This is a genomic window from Pseudomonas sp. NFX224 (assembly GCF_048565165.1).
In the GTDB taxonomy this organism is placed as follows: domain Bacteria; phylum Pseudomonadota; class Gammaproteobacteria; order Pseudomonadales; family Pseudomonadaceae; genus Aquipseudomonas.
Genome location: NZ_CP183416.1, coordinates 5492324 through 5507539, shown reverse-complemented (window position 1 = coordinate 5507539; position 15216 = coordinate 5492324). Strand labels below are relative to the sequence as shown.

Sequence of the window (15216 nt, the reverse complement as noted above, 5' to 3'; positions counted from 1 at the left end):
GTAACTTGATCTACGTAACTCATGTTGATGACTCAGGTGCCCGACCCGATGAGGTCAGCTGTTCACGCCTGATACGGTATCCCGCCGCCTCTCGGTCCCAACAGTCAATGCTGACCCCTTCAGCACGAAGCACGGCCTTTTTCACCCGATTCGTACCTTGTGTCTTCGGTAACTCAGGAAGAATGCGCAGAAACCTGGGTACCATAAAGTGTGGCAACCGCTCGATGAGAAACTCAATCAGATCTGCAGGGCCAACGACGGCGTCATCTATCAACGTTATCGCCATAAGGACTTCATCGCCTTGCGCAGTCAGAACGCCCACGGCCGCCGCATCTCGGATGGCGGGATGCTTCCTCATCTCCAGCTCCAGCTCATGGGAAGAGATGTTCTCGCTGCGCCGGCGGATGATGTCTTTCATCCTGTCAACGAAGTACAGATATCCCTCTTCGTCCTGGCGCACCAGATCTCCGGTGTGGAACCAACCGTTGTTCCACGCCTTAACGGTTTCCTCAAAATCGTTGTGGTAACCGGCATTGAGCGTCCATGGCAACGCGGAGCGCAGCACGACCTCCCCCACCTCGCCGCGCTTGACCTCTACATCATGGCCGTCAACGATGCGGACCTCGATGCCTCGGCGAGGCTTGCCCAGACTGCCGTCCCGGTGCTTGCCTGGCTCCGACATCGCGATACAAGACGCTTCACTCATGTTGTAACAGCAGACAAGATCGCACCCAAAGCGTGACGAAAACGCGAGCGCCGTTTGCGAAGCAGACTGCACGATGCAAGTGCGAAGCGTGTGTGTGGTGTCAGACGCCGCGGGGTCGGCCTTCATCAACATTTCGATCAGCGTGGGGCCTAGCCCAGGCAACGTTGTCGCCTCGGTAGAGGACACAGTCTTCCAGAATGTTGAGGCCTTGAACGACTCGGTGAGTGCGAATGAACTCCCAGCGCACATTGCACCAAACAACGCGCCCAACGCAGCGATGTGAAAGAGCGGCAACACGAGCAGCATTCGATCGTTTGGCGTCATGTAACCGTAAAACGTTTGACCCAGGGTCCACAGTTGACCCAACGGCACTTTTACCGCTTTTGACTTACCCGTTGTTCCGGAGGTGAAAATGATAGCGCCGATATGCCACGCTTCATTGACAATCACCGAGCATTCGCAACCATCTGCGTCAGCGGCAATCAACGCTTCATCCACCCGAGTCCAAGGGCCAATCGTGACCGCGCCCGGTTCGATGGCTTCGTGACCGGGCACCAGCACTGTGCGAAGTGAACCGGTATCAAGCCCTGTCAGTTTGGCGACCAGTTCCGGATGAGCCACCATTACAGCAGCTTCGGATTTTTGGACGACGTGCTCCAGAATGGAGCCCTTGAAGGAAATATTGACAGGTACGACGGTGGCTCCGATCAGCCAGGCACCCAACATATAGCGAAGCATGTCGGGACCGTTCGGTAGCCATATGAGCAAATGATCGCCAGAACCGACGCCCAGATGTCTTAAGCGACCAGCGGCGAGCAACGCCTGGCTGTAGGCCTGAGCCTGCGTCCAGACAGTGCAATCGTCGAACTTTACAAAGATCCTGTCAGGCGCAGCCTGGGCACGTTGCTTCAACAACAATCCCAGGGAGCACTCCTCTGCACTGGGCAAACGAGGTGTAAACCATTGCGGCATGTCGCCGCCGGGCGTGTGCACGATGTCCGGCGAGCGGCCAAGGTGCGAGCTATCAAATGCCATCAAAGGGTCCCCGAATCCAGGTAAGTAGCGAGTGTTTGGTGGAAGTTGCTGATTGCCACCTCTTGAACGGGACTGGTTCGAGCGCCTTTGAAACCACGCGACTTGACGCCCTGCTGAACCGCGGCCAGGTTTGAGAAGTCCTGTTCCAGGAATGGGTTCTTACCCTTGAAGGATTCAACCGTGGGGTAAAACTCGTTGGTGACAGTGGGTTCTTCCCCAGGCGCATAGCGCTGAAGCCACCAGATATCGTAGAGGCAAGTGTCCGGGTCATCACCGTTAGGTCGGGCGCGATACCACAATGCGCCGTCAACGCTTGGCAGGAAAATCGTGTTCGGGAACACGTGCCAGCAAGTCCCAGCCCGCTCCATGTCTTCGCCCGTCAGCTGCATCGGCCAAGGCGCACCTGCTTTGATGGCTTCCTCTCGGTGCATCCGGGCATACGCAGCCACTACCTCGGAATACGGCGCCCACTCTGGCACCTCATCCAGCAGACGGTCTACTGCACGCAGCGCGTATTCGGACACCAAGGCGTGCAGCCATTCATCACGCTCGTGCTCACGCTGGATCAACAACTTGCGATAGTCGATGCGGATGTCACCTTGGGTAGTCGCTTTTTGCATGTAGCCCGGATAACCGAACCAGCCATGCTTGCCGAAGGCTTTGGATAACGATTTAGGACGACCATAACGCGCGATTTGGCTATGGGTCGCCTCCACGTGGTAGCCCTCATTGAAGGCATCCAGAGCAAGCTTCCAGTTGGCAGGAAACACGACTGTCTGGTGCCATGTACGGCGACACTTGTCCAGCTCGTGGTGTTTGAAAATATCGGGAATGGGACCCAGATACTCCAGCAGAGGCTCGATGTCAGGATCCATCGTGATCCAGACCCACCCTCCCCACAATTGGAAACGGACTTCTTGAAGTGCCAGATTTTCTTTCTCGCAATTGGCACTGCCCTGCCAGTCATCCTCATCGGTCACATGCGCGATGCGGCCATCCAGATCCCAGCGCCAACCGTGGAACGGGCAGCGGATATGTTTACCGGTGTTTCCGCATCCACCTTTAAGGCGCCGGCCACGATGCTGACAGACGTTGAAGTAAACCTTTATGCCTTCTTGAGTGCTGACCAAAAGGAACGACTCATTGCCTACATCAAAGGTGACGAAGTCTCCTGGTTTTTCAAGCTCCTCGACCCGGCAAGCAATCAGCCACACTTTGGGCCACAGCACCGCGTTTTCCCGGTCGATGATATCGCGTCGGTGATACCCTTCAACATTGATAGGGATGTAGTCGCCATTGCTGGATGTGGTCATCATGAAAATCCTATTGTTTTTGTAAAAGAACTCTGACGATTATCACCTGTCTTTCTCATCTTTGACGGGTCTGCGCCGCGGGCCCTCCTGATCGGGTCACTGCTCGGAGTGACTCAACTCGTCAGACTGCCTCGCGCTCTCCCAGCCGGCCTGGCTGCTCGGAAAGTACAGGGATAGATTGCGACAACTGCTCTGACAAATGAGCAGCGAATTGCCCAGCATCGACACCGTTGATTACGCGATGGTCGTAGCTGAGCGCCAGTGGCAGACGGCGACGCCAGGCGACGCCCGTGCCGCTTTCTTCAGGCTGCGCTAACCACCGGGTCTGGCTTACGCCCAAAATGGCCACTTCCGGTGCATTGATGATCGGGGTAAAGCCTGTTCCTCCCAATGCGCCCAAGGAACTGACGGTGAAAGAGCCCCCAGCCATCTTGGATAGAGGCAGTCCTTTGCTGCGGGCTTGCTCCGCCACGGCTGAAATTTCAGCAGTAATGGACGCCAAATCTTTCTTGTCACAGTCTCGAATGACCGGAACCAGCAACCCTTGCGGAGTGTTAGTCGCGATCCCAACATGGTAATAGCGCTTGAGTATCAGCTCCTGCCCATCTTCTGACAGCGAAGCATTGAAGTGGGGATACCTCTGCAATGCCGAAACTGCAGCACGGACGATGAAGGAAAGTACGCTCGGCGCTCGCCTGCCCTGGGCAGCTTCCTCTGTGCGCCACTTCTCCAGGTCGGTCACGTCGGCTTCGAAGAAGTGAGTGACGTGCGGGACGGTCAGCCAGTTGCGCGCCATGACGGCGCCGGTGAACCGCTGGATTTTCGAAAGCGGTACTGTGTGGATGTCGCCGAACGTGCCGTGGTCGACACGTTGAGGCGCAGCGACGTTCGTGAACAAACTTTCAATCGAACTCATGCTTAATTCCCTGCCATGACGTTGGGTGTGACGCTCATTCAATCGTTGCGATCAGCGTACCAACCGCCAGTGTCTGCCCAGCTGACTCAATGATTTTCACTGTTCCTGAGCCGGGCGATTCGACTTCCTCGCTCGATTTCTGACTCTCCATCAGGTACAACGTCTGGCCAGTGGTCACTACATCGCCGTCCTGAACCAACCACTCCGTCAGCTCCACCTCATCTACAGAGAACCCTAACTTCGGCACGCGTACTTCAGTTGTCATGTTTATAGTTCCTGACCTTTGACTGTTTTTTTGATGGCTGCCTGGATGCGAGCGGGATTCGGGACGAATTCATTCTCGAGGACCTTGGCAAACGGGACTGGACAGTGATAACCACCCACTCGCTCGACTGGGCTGCGCAGCTTGCCGAATAATGCTTCGCTGATTCTTGCGGACACTTCTGCCCCGATCCCACAGTAACGAACGGCCTCGTGAACCACGACGGCGCGACCTGTCTTGGCGACCGAATTGAGAACGGTGTCGAAATCAATGGGTGAGACGGTGCGCAAGTCGATGACTTCCACGTCTATGCCTTCCAGCGCCAGCGCTTGAGCGGCCGCTAACGCATCCACTGCCGCCCGTGAGTAAGCGATAACAGTCACGTCCTTGCCGGTACGGGTGATATTGGCTTTACCCAGCGGAATACGAGTACCGCGCACCGGCGCAGGACCTGGCTTGAAGTACAGCGGCAGGTTCTCGATAAAGATCACAGGGTCATCATCGAAAATACTGGACAACAACAGGCCGTATGCATCTGCCGGTGTCGAGGGGGCCACCACTTTTAATCCTGCGGTGTGAGCGAACCAGGCTTCGAGCATGTCAGCATGCTGGCCACCGGTACCGAAGCCGGCCCCGGTCATCATCCGCAGGGTCAACGGCACGTGCGTTTGGCCGCCGGACATGAAGCGCAGTTTGGCCGCATGGTTGGTGATCTGATCCATGGCCACCGTTGCGAAATTCATCAACATGATTTCCGCTACAGGACGCATACCCACAATCGCCGCACCGACCGCCGCACCCACGATTGCCTCCTCGGCAATAGGGGTCGAACGCACCCGCGACACCCCATACTTGGTCGACAATCCTTTGGTGCACTTGACCGCACCGCCACCCTGGCCGTCTGCAATGTCCTCACCCAGAAGAAACACGGTGGGGTCTAATGCCATCGCGTCATCGAGGGCAGCGTTGACCGCCTGGACAATGGTCATTTGTTCAGAGGTACTCATGTGCCAACTCCTCGGCGTATACGTCGCGACGCAGTTCCTCGATGCCCGGAAGGGGGCTCGACATTGCGAATTCAATTGCAGCATCGATCTGTCGTTCGATGTCCGCTTCCAGGTCGTCCAGTTGTTGAGCGCTGGCCGCACCTACTTCCAGCACCTGGCTGCGAAGTTTGACGACTGGATCATCCGCCCGTGCGGCAGCGAGAACATCGGCAGGGATGTAATGGTTGTCATCACCCATGTTGTGCCCCTCGAAACGGAAGGTCATGGCTTCAATCAGTGTTGGCCCCTCCCCGGCGCGGGCCCGGGCGATCGCTTCGCGTGCCGCGCTCCAGGTTTGCTCGGCATCGTTACCGTTGACGGTTACGCTTGGCATGGAATAAGACGCAGCCCTGTGCGCAACCTGCTTCACAGAGGTCGCCATCGAGTAAGGCGTGTGCTCACCGTAAAGGTTGTTTTGACAGACGAAAATCACGGGAAGCTTCCAGACAGAAGCCATGTTCAGAGATTCGTGGAAGGCGCCGATGTTGGAGGCGCCGTCGCCAAAATACGCCACACTGACCCGTCCATCGCCCTTGAGTTGCGAGGCCAACGCCAGGCCGTTGGCAATGGGCATGCTCGCACCCACGATGCCCGTTGTTACCATGATGCCGCTGGCAGGATGCGTGATATGCATCGCCCCGCCTTTACCTTTGCATGCGCCCGTGATGCGACCCGCGTATTCGGCCCAAAGCAGATCCAAAGGAATCCCTTTAGCAATCTGATCGTGGATGCCGCGGTAAATGGTAACGATGTAGTCAGTCGTTTCCAGACACGCGGAGACGGCAGACGGAATGATTTCCTGGCCGCGCGGCGAGTAGTAGGTCGACACCAGTTTCCCGGAGCGGATGGACGCCCGCATGCGCATATCGTTTTGCTTGATGAGCGTGGCTCGACGATAGATGTCGAGCAGAACCTCCGGTGTACATCCCGGGCTTTTGTTTTGGTCAGTCATTGAATGCTCCCTTAACGCAGTAATTGCAAGGCATGCCTGTGGCGTGAGTTACGCCACTGTGGTCGAGATCAAATCCTTCATTGATACGGCAGGATCAGCCAGACGAGCAGCGTCGATAGGCGTGCCTGCCGCAATCATTCGCTGCCCGGCGACAAACGCCTGGGGCGCATTTACCGCTTCGACGGCGACCAGGCGGTCAGCCCTTAAATGGAATACGGCAAACTGATTGGGTGCTTCAAATTGGCGCGTGATTGTCCGGTCGCCCCAATGCGCCAACCCCCCGATCTGGAGCTTGACGTCATATTGATCGCTCCAGAACCAAGGCACTCCGGCGGCTGGAAGCGGCTTGCCAACCAAGCCGAAGGCGACGCGCCTTGCCTGCTCAAGCGCGCTTGGTACGCTCTCAAGCCGCATCATGGATTTTTCATAAAATTCCATGGGCCGGCGCGTGACGTCGCCGATTGCAAAAATGTCTGGCACTGAGGTGTGGCAGTCTTCGTCGACAATGATTCCGCCATCGCAAAGAATGCCGGCCGCCTGCGCGATTGAGCTGTTCGGAACAGCGCCAATCCCGACAACCACGGCATTGACGGGCAGCACTCGGCCATCGGCGAGCACAACCTCCTGAACGTTTCCTCCAGGCAACCCGCGCAGCTCGGTAATGGCCGAATCAAGGAGAAGCTCCACGCCATTGAGGCGGTGGTAGTCGCCAAAAAACTTCGACAATTCCGGGCTGGCCACTCGTGCCAACAGCCGCGACTCACGTTCAATAACCGTCACCGCCACCCCGCTGTGTCGCAACGAGGCCGCAACCTCCAGCCCGATGAACCCGCCACCCGCAATAGCGACGTGGCCGGCGCCGGCGTGATAAAGACTTTTCAGGCGGTCAGCATCTGCGACGGTACGTAAATGCATGACATTGCCCAGCTCTGCCCCTGGCACTGGCAGGCTACGAGGCAGGCACCCGGTTGCAATGACGAGCGAGCTGTAGGGGATGTCTCCCGCAGACGAGACGACGACCTGCCGTTGCGTGTCTATTTCAGTGACATGGCAATCCATGTGCAGGGTGATCTGATGTTGCGTGTAAAACTCATCTGCCTTGAGCATGAGCCTGTCCAGCTCGATCTCGCCCTTGAGATACGCCTTGGACAACGGTGGTCGATTGTAAGGGGGCACCGACTCATCGCCCAGCAGCGTAACGGACCCTGCGTAACCCTGCTGGCGAAGCGTTTGCGCACAGGTCGCACCCGCCAGTCCGGCACCTACGATGACCACACCCTTATTATTCGTTTGCATTGCGTTTTCCCCGTAGCTCGGTACGCGCCAGCCTAATCCAGCCGAAATCCAGGCATCTGGAACATGAAGATCTCATAGCATCAGCTATAGAGATTACTCAATAAAAAATGATGGCGCAATCGGTATGCATAATTAAGGCTATGCACCTTAAATAAGATATCTCTATCCACCTAGCTTTTAGCGCCAACTCTGCGCCTCTCCGCCGTTCCAAGCTTCAATGCCAAGCATCTGTGCAATCGGAACCCGAGAGATGTGGCCTCGCACACTGTGCCTCATACCGATTGCCGCGAAACACAACCCATGCTTTCGGTCAGGCAAAGACATTTAGATCACTCTATTGCAAGGAATCTCTCATGTCATAAGGGAAAAATAAGGCGCCCATTGAGATTCTTACCGGTAGTCTGTCCAGGCTCATGCATAGAGATAACGGTATCGCGAACGATGTTAAACAGAAAGACATCTAGTCTGGTCAGATTCCTGACTTGGCCTGTTTGGCGAGTGGGCTGCCACTCACCAAACATCCCCCACCCATCGTGCTCGTCACTCGATCAGCTTGGTCGATCCGCCACGACGCCATCGCTGAGAGCAGCGGGTGACGCCTAGCCGTGCTCAAGCAGTGAGTCCGCGATCAAACCAATGTTGCGCTTATGTCACGCAAACGCCCTTTCATCACGGCTTCAGCGCGCTCTGGGAAGGCCGAGAATTCGGTCGGCGATGATTTCACGCTGAATCTCTGAACTGCCGCCAGCAATGGTCAGCACCCAACTCCACATGAACTCATAGGTCCACCGGTTGGACGTCCGATCATCCCCATATTCAAGAAAATCCCAACCGATGATGTCGGCCGCCAACTGTGCGATGGCCTTATATGTAGTGGTTACGAAGAGTTTGACAATCGAGCCTTCCGGACCAGGCTGTGCCTGACGCGCCAGACTGCCGACCGTTGTGATCGTCATTGCCTGTAAGGCCAGGGCTTGCGCCTTGAGCTGGGCAAGGCGCGCGATGATATGGTCATCCTCGATGGCCAACTTGCCATGCTCAAGACGCACTTTGCAGGCCATCGCCGTGAGCTGTTCGATCTTGTCCAAGAGCGAGATCTGCTCAGGCACAAAGTAGGTGCCGCGCTCGAATGATAATGTCGACATGGCAACCGACCAACCCTCACCGACCCCCCCCACCACGTTCTCAAGGGGGATTCGAACGTCGTCATAGAACAGCGTATTCACGTGGCGCTCACCCATCATGTTTTTGATGGGGTGAATCTGGATTCCCGGCGTTTGCATGTCGCAGATGACCCACGTCAACCCATGATGACGCTTGCTCGTAGGGTCGGTCCGGATCAGCAGTTCCTGGTAACGGGCGTGATGGGCATTGGATGTCCACATTTTCTGACCGTTGACAACAAGATGGTCGCCGTCAATCTCGCCCCGTGTTGACAGCGCAGCAAGGTCTGAGCCCGCGCCAGGCTCCGAGAAACCCTGACACCAGATGGTCTCCCCACGCAATATAGGGAGCAAGTATTCGGATTTTTGCTGCGTATTACCGCGCACGATGAGCGTCGGCCCTGCATGGTTGAGCGCGATACTCATCGCACCTGGATGAGGGGCCTTTGCCCGAGCCACTTCTTCGAACCAGATGATTTGTTGAATACCCGTCAAGCCGAGGCCGCCGAAGTCCTTGGGCCAGTTGATCCCTGCGAATCCACCTTCATACAGGCATCGCTGCCACGCCTGGTCGAACGCGGCAGCAGCTTGACCCTGTGATTCTGGCGGCCTTGCCTCGCGCGGTACGTTCTCTGAGAGCCAAGTCCTGGCTCGCTCCCGAAATTGACGGTCGTCGTCGCTGTAGTCCAGGTTCACTGTCGAAACTCCTCGATTCGGTATTGTTGTTATATCGCTGGCTACGCCCCCACAAGCTCGCGCTGCAGCGTTTGGCGGCCAAACCAGTGACTCAGGACTTGCGCCCGTTTCATAAAGAGATGCGCGTCATGCTCATCCGTCGTGCCTATCCCGCCGTGCAGCTGGATATTGGCATCGGTGTTCGTCCTGGCCGCCTCATCCGCCAGCAACTTGGCAGCGTTGGCTTGCAGATCGGCGTCGTCACGATCATCGCGCGCAGCCACCGCCGCGAGGAAAAGCTGTGCGCTCGCCGCATGATTTCGAACCGCCATTTCTGCGCAGGGATGACGTACAGCCTGATAAGCACCAATGGGGCGGCCAAAGGTCGTGCGATCTTTCGCGTAGTCGACGATCATATGCGTGACCGCCTCGGCACAGCCCACCTGCATGGCCGCGCAGAGCAGTCGGGCCTCGCGCATCAACGGGCTGCCGGTTACCACAACGGACAAGGCTTGAGTCGATACAACGCCCAGCGAAATGGATTTATCCAAGCAAGGTCGACCCGCAACGTCTTCGGGAGCGATCGACAACAATCGCCAATTTGCGCCGGTGATATCCAGCAGCAGATGTGCGTCATGCCATCCAAACACCCGCAGCAGAGCGTCCTCCGTAGTAGCGACGCCTAAGGCCACCCCCACTTCGCCTGCAACAAGTTGCTGAACCAGATCCGACTTGCCCGCTGCCGCCGCCAGCTTGGCGGCCAGGTTCACTGCAATGACCTCAGCAGGCGCCAGGAAGCGCCCAGCCTCACGCATGACCAGGACCTCATCAACCAGGGTCATGCCAACGCCGCCCTGCTCTTGCGCAAGTGCAATACCAAACCAGCCTAATTCGGCCAATCGAATACGCAACGCGCGATCCCACATGCCGCCGTCGGCGGCGTGCAGCCTTTGCGCCGGGAGATCGCCGGATAGGTAGTTGTAAGTGGCGTCTATGACGCCTCGTTCCTCATCATCAGGAAGCAGGTCCATCGGACATCCTCATTATTGTCGTTATGAAAGTCGGACGTGACGTTCGGTCAAGGCTGCCAGCGCGGCGCACGTTTCTCGAGAAAGGCCAGAGGCCCCTCAACTGCGTCGGGGTGGTCCCGATGCCGCATCACCGCCTCAAGACCTGCTGTGTAAGCGTCGCTGAGCGCCGGCTCGAAGGAGCCCCACACCGCGCGTAAGGAGGCCTGAACAGCCGCAGGCGATACCTGGGCGGCAATCTGCGCCAGGGCCATCGCCCGCTCGCGCAACTGGTTATCCGGCAAGACTTCACTGACCAAATGAACCGACAACGCCGCCGCGGCGTCGAGCCGTTCAGACTTGCCCAGGATCACCATGCGCAGTACTGCGCCCAGAGGAATACGCCGTGCGAGCCCGATGGGTTCCAGCGCCGTGACCTGCCCAATGTTGACGTGTGTGTCGGTGAAGCTTGCCGACTCACCGGCGATAATGATGTCGCAGTCACCCACGAAGTGAAGTCCCGCCCCGGCGCAAATACCGTTGACTGCGCAAATGGTCGGTTTGAACAAGCCGCAGTGGCGCGGTGTAAACGTCGGTTTGTAAGCCAGACGTTCATCCAGCGAGCGCTCCGCCGATTTTTTTAGTCCACCTGCATCGGCGCCCGCACAAAATGCGCGACCTGCGCCAGTCAGGACCACCACCCGAACGCTGGCGTCTTCCTGCGCCGCTGTGAACACCTCACCCAGGGCGGCGAGCATTGTCGAGGTCAACGCATTGAGTTTTTCAGGCCGATTGAGCGTTATCACCAGCACGGCATCATCGCGTTCGAGCGTGATCAGACCGTCTGCAAGCATTTCAGTTGGATAAAGCTGCATGGTCACCTCTTGTAAACCCGGATAGCCTGCCCATCCGCCCGCATTAAATATACACAGATGTAAATTTAATACAATCATCAAGAAGGTCATCTGGCATGACAGCGGCCTGAGTGATCAGTCTGTAAAGCGACAAACCGGGAATACAGACAGATCTGGCAAGCGTGAGGAATCTTCGCGAGATCCGAAGACGCGGACGCGATGACAGGAGAGCGTTGCTCAGGCGGTGCTCGACGAGCACAACGCCACTGCACCGTTGACGAGAGTGGACAAGGCGCGTGCTGACGTTAAGGAGGAAGGACTCATCGGGAGTCCAGAAGAGCTTAATCTTTGAGGCCGATGCCTCTCAACGTCATCGAAACGATGCGACGTATCTGTTGCGCACGCTTGGTTGGCGAGGGGAGCGTACCGGTTCCCAGCACCAGGGGAAGCTGGAACCCGGTCAACTGTGCGGTGAAATTGCGCGCCACGAACAGACTGTCCGCAAGCGCCAATCCTTCCCTCGCTGCCACCCGTTCAAAGTAGGTCGCCAGCATGGCAAATGTTGCCAGATAGGTCGCTCGCTCAGCTTTGCGCAATTCGGGGTAACGATGCAATCCAGCGAACAGCGCCCTGGCCATTGTGATCCGTTCTTCCAATAGCAGCTGATCAACCACTGCGATCGCATACTCTGTCAGCACGACGGCTGGCGCACGCTCGTCTCGCTCAAGCTCAATGGAAAACTGCCCAAAAAACTCTGCCCCCCGACTGCCGACAACCGACGCTACAAAGCCTGCTTTGGACCCGAAGCGGGCGTAGATGGACTGCCGTGTGAGCCCGGCCTCCGCAGCGATCGCTTGCACGCTGGCACGGTCGGGCCCGAACTCAAGAAAGTGGCGAAAGGCGATATGGATCAGCCTCGCCAATTGCTCATTTGAGACCTCGGCCGTGGGGCGCCCCCTCGCCGGCGCTTTGGCCGCCGAAGACGCTGCGGCAGCGGATTGCCCTTCCTGTTTACTTCCGGAAAGAGTCAAACCGAATGACCCGCCGTCAAGGCCAGCGGGGTAAAAAACAGCAGTAAACGGGTGAGAACGGATGATTTCATGTCTCTGATATCTCTAGTGCAAACTGGCTATTTTGAAGAAGATCGAGAGGCCGGCGCATCATCATGCCAGTCTTCATCGGTGTAGATAAAGGACCCCAGCCTGAGGCACCCTGACCTGCAGCACCTCCACCCCGTCGCCACGCGGAAGCGACCAGGGTCAGCAACGTCTCCCCTTACAGGACAGGTTACCCGTGTTGGTTACGCGCACGATGGCCTCAACCTGCAGGCCAGCTCGCAAAAAGACCCCGCAATGCGCAGATGAGCGCAATGGGTTGTTCCATCATGATGTGATGCCCGGCCTGTGGAATCTCTATCCGGGGTGAGCGTGGAAAGGCATCGCGACAATAATTGCGTATACGAGGTGACACCAGATGGGAGTCCGCCCCCCATACAAATGCCACGGGGCACGCTGTAGGCCCCAAGCCCGGATGGTAGCTGCCATCCTGGAAAAATTTGGCTGAAAGGTCTGGATCGAAGCTCCAACACCAACCTTCCTCGCTTTCGCGCAATCCTTTTCGGGCGACCCAATCTACCAGATAGTCAATGGCACACGTCTGTGGTGGCGTCAGGCGGAAACGCGCCACGGCCTCACGCTGCGATGCAAATGACCTCGTGACGTACGAACGCAACGGTGGGGCCGGGTCACTCCCTGGACACACCCTGCTGTCGATCATCACCAAACCCGCCAGATCGCCCCCGTTCCATTCGGCAAACCGGCGTGCCACAAAAGCCCCGAAGGAGTGCGCCACAACAATTGGTTTTTGAGCAGCCCGATCAAGACCGCCGCCCTTGATGGCTGCAGTGATTTCACGAGTGAAGTCGCGCATCGTGTAGCGCTCACGCCAACCAGAGTGGCCCATGCCGGAAAAGGACAGCGCAGCGCACCGATACTCAGTTGCAAAGTAAGGCGCAATGTAACTCCACCACCAGGCATGGGCCACCATCCCATGCACAAATAGCAAACCCGGGGCCCCTATGGGCCCCCAAGTCAGTATTTCAACTTCAGCGCCTGCCGCATCTACCCGCTGTATCTCGGGAGGCCGTGCAATGGCCTGGTCAAACCAGGCCGTTACAGGCGGTGACTCGGGTGTTTCGTCAGATGGCATACGTCAATGTTCCTGGTGGCTGCGAGCGTTCAGCGTTTTGACTTGAGAGCCGCGCTTGCTTCGCGAAGCCTGAGCTGAAAATCCGGTGATCCCAGCAAGACGCTTTGCGCCAGAACGCCGTGGTCCCAGACCTCGCCCAAACCGACCTCTTGCCCACGGCGAAGACCTTCCTTCGCAGCCCGATAGGCAAAAATCGGCGTACTGGCCAGCTCTTGAGCGAGTTTCAGCGCAGACGACAGCAGCTGATCCTCGCCAACGCACTCATGCGCCAGCCCGACCAGGAGCGCTTCTTCGCCGCCCACCGCACGAGCGCGGAGCATCATGTCTTTCGCCAAACCCATGCCGACCAATCCCGGCAAAACCTTGAGCCCTCCCAGTGGCGCGATCAATCCCAGTCGAATCCAACTCTCCTGGAACCGCGCGGACGGCGTCACGATCCTGAAATCGCAGGCAATTGCCAATTCGCATCCGACTGTGATGGCTGCCCCGCTTATCGCGGCGATGGTAGGCTTGGGGCACAAATGAAGGCGTTTTGATGCGCCAAGGAAGTATTCGTAAATATCCTTGTGCACATCCAGGGTGCTCTGTCCGTTGGCGATATCTTCCAGAAACGCAAAGTCCGCGCCGCTGATGAAGTGCCTGCCCGTGTGCGTCAATACGATAGCGCGACTGTCATCACCCATGGCCCTATCAAGCGCCTGACAAAGCCGCATCATCGTGCTCGGACCCACAGAGTTTCCAACGTGCGGTCGGTTGATACGGATGATCGCGAGATCACCCTGGCGCTCATATTGCACATCCTGCTCGTCTGCCACCTGTGACTGGCTCATGCGGATGGCTCCTCCAGAAAAACAGCAGAGCTCTGCGCCAGCACATTCGGCGCGACAAACATGTCCGGATACAGCGGCTCGCCAGGCACTACCGCGTACTGCTCAAAATCGGTGACGCCGGCATCACGCAAAACGAGTTCATCTATCAGCAGATTCCCACTGAATCGCTGGCTATCACGCACGAGAATTTCATAGGCTGCGTCGGCCATGATGTCTGCGGTACGGCTGTGGCGAGCCATCCCCTCACCGCCCAGCACAAAACGCACCGCCGAAGTATCGATGGTGCTGATGGGCCATAGGGCGTTGAATCCAACCTTCCCGGCAAACTCCTTGGCCATACCCAGCACCCACAGGCTCATCATGTACTTAGAGGTGGTGTAGGCGACATGCGGGCCAAGCCATGCAGGATCAAGGTTGATCGGTGGCGAAAGATTGATGACATGAGGATTGGCCGCCTTCAGCAGGTGAGGCAAGCAATGCTGGGTCACCAGAAACGCCCCTCGTACGTTGATCTGATGCATCAAGTCGTAACGCTTTGCCGGCGTTTCCAGTGTTCCGGTGGGCGATATCGCGCTGGCGTTGTTGATGCATGCATCAATACCGCCAAAGTGCTCCACCGCCAGTTCGACTGCGTTGGCAATAGACGCCTCATCGCGCACATCCACCACCAGCGGCAGGGCGCGGCCACCTGCAGCTTCGACCTCCTCTGCGACACTGAAAATGGTGCCTGGCAGGTGCTGGTGGGCAGTTTGGGTTTTCGCCGCGATAACGATATTGGCGCCGTCCCGGGCGGCCCGCAGCGCAATCGCGCGACCGATGCCGCGGCTTCCGCCGGTGATGAAGAGCGTTTTGCCTGAAAGATTGTGGTCCATACGTCTGCCTGCTTATCGTGACTTGAGCAACGATCATAATTGAGCAATAGATATAGTTCAATAAACGAAAGGTGTTGCAAA

Annotated in this window: 14 protein-coding genes; all 14 read right to left on the bottom strand. The window is 57.5% G+C overall.

Annotated elements, in window-relative coordinates; translation table 11 throughout:
- Positions 1–19 precede the first annotated feature (19 nt).
- The 14 genes from ACNYC6_RS25155 to ACNYC6_RS25090 all read right to left on the bottom strand — a co-directional run bounded on the left by ACNYC6_RS25155 (position 20) and on the right by ACNYC6_RS25090 (position 15135).
- Entirely contained in the window at positions 20–1741 is a 1722-nt protein-coding gene (locus ACNYC6_RS25155; RefSeq protein ID WP_419709638.1) for an AMP-binding protein, read from the bottom strand.
- A complete protein-coding gene (locus tag ACNYC6_RS25150) occupies positions 1741–3054 on the bottom strand; it encodes an aromatic ring-hydroxylating oxygenase subunit alpha (RefSeq protein WP_419709637.1) in 1314 nt (437 codons plus the stop codon). The genes ACNYC6_RS25155 and ACNYC6_RS25150 overlap by 1 nt, the downstream gene beginning before the upstream one ends.
- 121 nt (positions 3055–3175) lie before the next feature.
- Positions 3176–3970: a 2-oxo acid dehydrogenase subunit E2 gene (locus tag ACNYC6_RS25145; RefSeq protein ID WP_419709636.1), complete on the bottom strand. Its 795-nt coding sequence runs from the start codon at positions 3968–3970 to the stop codon at positions 3176–3178.
- Between the two features lie 34 nt (positions 3971–4004).
- Entirely contained in the window at positions 4005–4235 is a 231-nt protein-coding gene (locus tag ACNYC6_RS25140; protein ID WP_419709635.1) for a biotin/lipoyl-containing protein, read from the bottom strand.
- Positions 4236–4237: 2 nt separating this feature from the next.
- Positions 4238–5239 (bottom strand): alpha-ketoacid dehydrogenase subunit beta, encoded by a 1002-nt coding sequence (locus tag ACNYC6_RS25135; protein WP_419709634.1) that lies wholly within the window; start codon positions 5237–5239, stop codon positions 4238–4240.
- Positions 5226–6230 (bottom strand): thiamine pyrophosphate-dependent dehydrogenase E1 component subunit alpha, encoded by a 1005-nt coding sequence (locus ACNYC6_RS25130; protein ID WP_419709633.1) that lies wholly within the window; start codon positions 6228–6230, stop codon positions 5226–5228. Before ACNYC6_RS25130 ends, ACNYC6_RS25135 begins: the two co-directional genes overlap by 14 nt.
- Before the next feature lie 48 nt (positions 6231–6278).
- On the bottom strand, positions 6279–7526 hold the full coding sequence (locus ACNYC6_RS25125) for an NAD(P)/FAD-dependent oxidoreductase (protein ID WP_419709632.1): 1248 nt from the start codon (positions 7524–7526) through the stop codon (positions 6279–6281).
- 677 nt (positions 7527–8203) lie between these two features.
- Entirely contained in the window at positions 8204–9385 is a 1182-nt protein-coding gene (locus ACNYC6_RS25120; RefSeq protein ID WP_419709631.1) for an acyl-CoA dehydrogenase family protein, read from the bottom strand.
- Between the two features lie 41 nt (positions 9386–9426).
- Positions 9427–10395 (bottom strand): acyl-CoA dehydrogenase family protein, encoded by a 969-nt coding sequence (locus tag ACNYC6_RS25115; protein WP_419709630.1) that lies wholly within the window; start codon positions 10393–10395, stop codon positions 9427–9429.
- 47 nt (positions 10396–10442) lie between these two features.
- On the bottom strand, positions 10443–11336 hold the full coding sequence (locus tag ACNYC6_RS25110; protein ID WP_419709629.1) for an enoyl-CoA hydratase/isomerase family protein: 894 nt from the start codon (positions 11334–11336) through the stop codon (positions 10443–10445).
- A 230-nt stretch (positions 11337–11566) separates the two neighbouring features.
- Entirely contained in the window at positions 11567–12256 is a 690-nt protein-coding gene (locus ACNYC6_RS25105) for a TetR/AcrR family transcriptional regulator (RefSeq protein WP_419709628.1), read from the bottom strand.
- Positions 12257–12542: 286 nt separating this feature from the next.
- Complete coding sequence (locus ACNYC6_RS25100; RefSeq protein ID WP_419709627.1) at positions 12543–13433, bottom strand: alpha/beta fold hydrolase; 891 nt, start codon at positions 13431–13433, stop codon at positions 12543–12545.
- Between the two features lie 29 nt (positions 13434–13462).
- The gene (locus ACNYC6_RS25095; RefSeq protein ID WP_419709626.1) at positions 13463–14263 is read right to left on the bottom strand and encodes an enoyl-CoA hydratase/isomerase family protein; all 801 of its coding nucleotides are present in this window, start codon (positions 14261–14263) and stop codon (positions 13463–13465) included.
- Complete coding sequence (locus tag ACNYC6_RS25090; protein WP_419709625.1) at positions 14260–15135, bottom strand: SDR family oxidoreductase; 876 nt, start codon at positions 15133–15135, stop codon at positions 14260–14262. Before ACNYC6_RS25090 ends, ACNYC6_RS25095 begins: the two co-directional genes overlap by 4 nt.
- Between the last annotated feature and the right edge of the window lie 81 nt (positions 15136–15216).

Coding starts and splice junctions, on each gene's coding strand:
- ACNYC6_RS25155 (WP_419709638.1), bottom strand. CDS start 1,741: ATGGCATTTGATAGCTCGCACCTTGGCCGCTCGCCGGACATCGTGCAC.
- ACNYC6_RS25150 (WP_419709637.1), bottom strand. CDS start 3,054: ATGACCACATCCAGCAATGGCGACTACATCCCTATCAATGTTGAAGGG.
- ACNYC6_RS25145 (WP_419709636.1), bottom strand. CDS start 3,970: ATGAGTTCGATTGAAAGTTTGTTCACGAACGTCGCTGCGCCTCAACGT.
- ACNYC6_RS25140 (WP_419709635.1), bottom strand. CDS start 4,235: ATGACAACTGAAGTACGCGTGCCGAAGTTAGGGTTCTCTGTAGATGAG.
- ACNYC6_RS25135 (WP_419709634.1), bottom strand. CDS start 5,239: ATGAGTACCTCTGAACAAATGACCATTGTCCAGGCGGTCAACGCTGCC.
- ACNYC6_RS25130 (WP_419709633.1), bottom strand. CDS start 6,230: ATGACTGACCAAAACAAAAGCCCGGGATGTACACCGGAGGTTCTGCTC.
- ACNYC6_RS25125 (WP_419709632.1), bottom strand. CDS start 7,526: ATGCAAACGAATAATAAGGGTGTGGTCATCGTAGGTGCCGGACTGGCG.
- ACNYC6_RS25115 (WP_419709630.1), bottom strand. CDS start 10,395: ATGGACCTGCTTCCTGATGATGAGGAACGAGGCGTCATAGACGCCACT.
- ACNYC6_RS25110 (WP_419709629.1), bottom strand. CDS start 11,336: ATGACCTTCTTGATGATTGTATTAAATTTACATCTGTGTATATTTAAT.
- ACNYC6_RS25100 (WP_419709627.1), bottom strand. CDS start 13,433: ATGCCATCTGACGAAACACCCGAGTCACCGCCTGTAACGGCCTGGTTT.
- ACNYC6_RS25095 (WP_419709626.1), bottom strand. CDS start 14,263: ATGAGCCAGTCACAGGTGGCAGACGAGCAGGATGTGCAATATGAGCGC.
- ACNYC6_RS25090 (WP_419709625.1), bottom strand. CDS start 15,135: ATGGACCACAATCTTTCAGGCAAAACGCTCTTCATCACCGGCGGAAGC.